Annotated in this window: 1 protein-coding gene; it reads left to right on the forward strand. The window is 50.5% G+C overall.

Annotation, left to right across the window (positions count from 1 at the left end):
• The first annotated feature begins 604 nt into the window (after window positions 1-604).
• Window positions 605-961 (forward strand): hypothetical protein, encoded by a 357-nt coding sequence (locus tag ACT3RW_RS17655; protein ID WP_444614684.1) that lies wholly within the window; start codon window positions 605-607, stop codon window positions 959-961.
• The last annotated feature ends 1,402 nt before the right edge of the window (window positions 962-2,363 follow it).

The raw sequence follows: 2,363 nt of genomic DNA on the forward strand, positions 1-2,363 counted from the left end.
CTAAAGCGTTGGAACGCAACCACACGCAGTTGAGTGTCCTAGAACCTGTTCGAGCATCTCTGAGCCGATGAGAGAACCAACCAGGCATGCACGTAAGCACGCTTGTTCATGATCAGTACGGATCAGTACCCAGTCCGTTGGACTGGCACCCAGCCATTGTTGTGTGGCCGAAATAGGCCGGCTGCCTCTTTGATCGTTTGCTTGCCGGCCTATTTCGGTCGCACCCCTTGCACTCTTAGTAATCGAGGTCGCGGCCGGCGGTTTTCGGCTGCCGTTTAGGAGTTCCTGGGGGAGTGGTTAGACGATGAGGTGCGGTCAGAGTTAGAGCGTTTAAGCGCGACTATCTTGTGACGCGGTAGAGGCGTTTTTTGGTGAGGTATGTACCCATTAGAGTGCGCGAGCTTAGTGCTCGTGTTGGCACCTGTTGTACTTACGTAAAGACTCTTTGAAACCGGTAATCGTTGTTGTTCTTAGGCTTCAGCCTGGTTGAGGTAATGGGCGCTCCACGCCATTAGGCATCCTACAAAAGTAGTATTTACAAGCTTCTTACTACTCTGTAGGTTCGAATTATTCCAACAACATTCTTTTCGAGAGGATCGTGAACTTGAAGAAAACAATTAGTTCAGTATTAGTCGCGGTGCTCTTGTCACTCAGCGCATTGTTTGCAGTGACAGCACCTGCCCAGGCTGCTGGGGCAAACTACGAACGATGTAGCGGTGGGACTACGTTCTACGACTGGTCAGGGAAAAACCCGAAAGATTGCAAGTCAGGCGTCTATCTTATGGTCAGGGACGGCAAAGAAGTTCTGAAGATGAAAACTGACCGACCGTGGTGGGAAGGTATGCAGGAAGGGTACGAGGCAGCTCAGAAGTGGTGTTCTGAAAATACTCTTACTTGTAACATTTTGACTAGTGTTGGAATTGCCGCAGTCATGCCCCTATTGGCACCTGCAAACTCTTGAATTGAGGTTCTAAATGAAACAAAAGCTGACAGTTATCCTAGTTCCCGCTGTTGCGTTTCTGGTAGCTCAATTCATCTTTGAATATTTTCTTCAAGGACAGGCAAGCCTCTTACAACGCTTAGTATCGGCAACGGTCATCGTTGCAGTGTGGACGATTGTGCTACGTATCAAAGCATCATCAACCAAGAACGCTAAAGGCACTCACTAACGTTCGTACTAGATCTTTTTCGTTTCAGCACTCATTAGCAATCCAATTTTCTTGCTAACAGCTGTCGAACATGGCAGCTGGTTGGTGAGTGCAGGAAACGACGACCCCCCTAGTGAAGAATTGGGCGCAATTTTGGCTGGTTCTTCACTAGGGGGGTCTGAAACTATGGAGCTGGCCGGAGCCGTGCGAGGTTTCCTTAGACCGCACTGCGGGTATTACTCGCTTGTGCCAGGACTGGGATTTAGTAGTTCGACCGGGAGAGCCTGAAAAGCTCTATCCCGCCACATCGTGGTTGCTCCGAGTCTGCCTTTACACACATCGAAACTACTTCGGTAAACCCTTTGGTCTCTCTACACCCGGGGGCTAGCCGGTGGCCTTACGCCCGTATTCAGCTTCGACATGCTGGGGCGTGTAACTCGCGATCCTGCAAGACCCGGGTTACCCTTAAATTGATTTATTCTTCATGAATAACGATGCCCGAGTCCTGCAAGACTCGGGCATCAGTCTTTTAACCACTCTGACCTGCCTTGTACCATAAACCCGCGAAAACACTGGGTAAGAGCTGAGTCGCAGGCGAAGAAAATTCGATTTTGCTTTGAGCGTGTCGCGCACGTCATCAAGAGCTCAGAACAACGTTTCCAGCGTCCAACGCAACCACAAGCAGACAACCATAAGCATTCGAAACGTGTCTGATGCCGTCACAAGATAGTCGCAGTAGACAAGCCTTTCCCAGAACCTCAAAATAGCCTTCACACGTCTGGTACCAAGGTGCGTACCGTTAGGTTTTTCCTAACGCTTACGGATGCGCAGACCCACCAGTTATCAAGGATGCAAGAGGTGTGACCGAATGAGAGGGTTCTGTACCGGGCGTTGTGGTGTGTGGGGAAATTCGGTCGATTGATCGCGTGCGATCAGTCCGTTCGGTGCTTGCTCCGAACGATGCTCTTTGAAGCCCAGTGCAGCGCCCCAAGAATTGGGTGTTGCGAAGCAAGCGGAGAGTTAGCCATGCTAAATCTATAGCTTGCTCCGTCGCGAAGCGTCTGGTTGACGGGTTTGGGCTTGAAGCCAATGAACATAACCCCGGCCAAAATGGCCGGTGGTAAAGCTCGCCCTTACGTGACGAGCTGAGATTTTCCACGCGACTGGATATCCAGTTGCTATGCTTGCTGATCTTCAAACGTCCTGTACGGCTCT

It is taken from the genome of Glutamicibacter sp. AOP5-A2-18, from assembly GCF_052446055.1.
Classification (GTDB): domain Bacteria; phylum Actinomycetota; class Actinomycetes; order Actinomycetales; family Micrococcaceae; genus Glutamicibacter.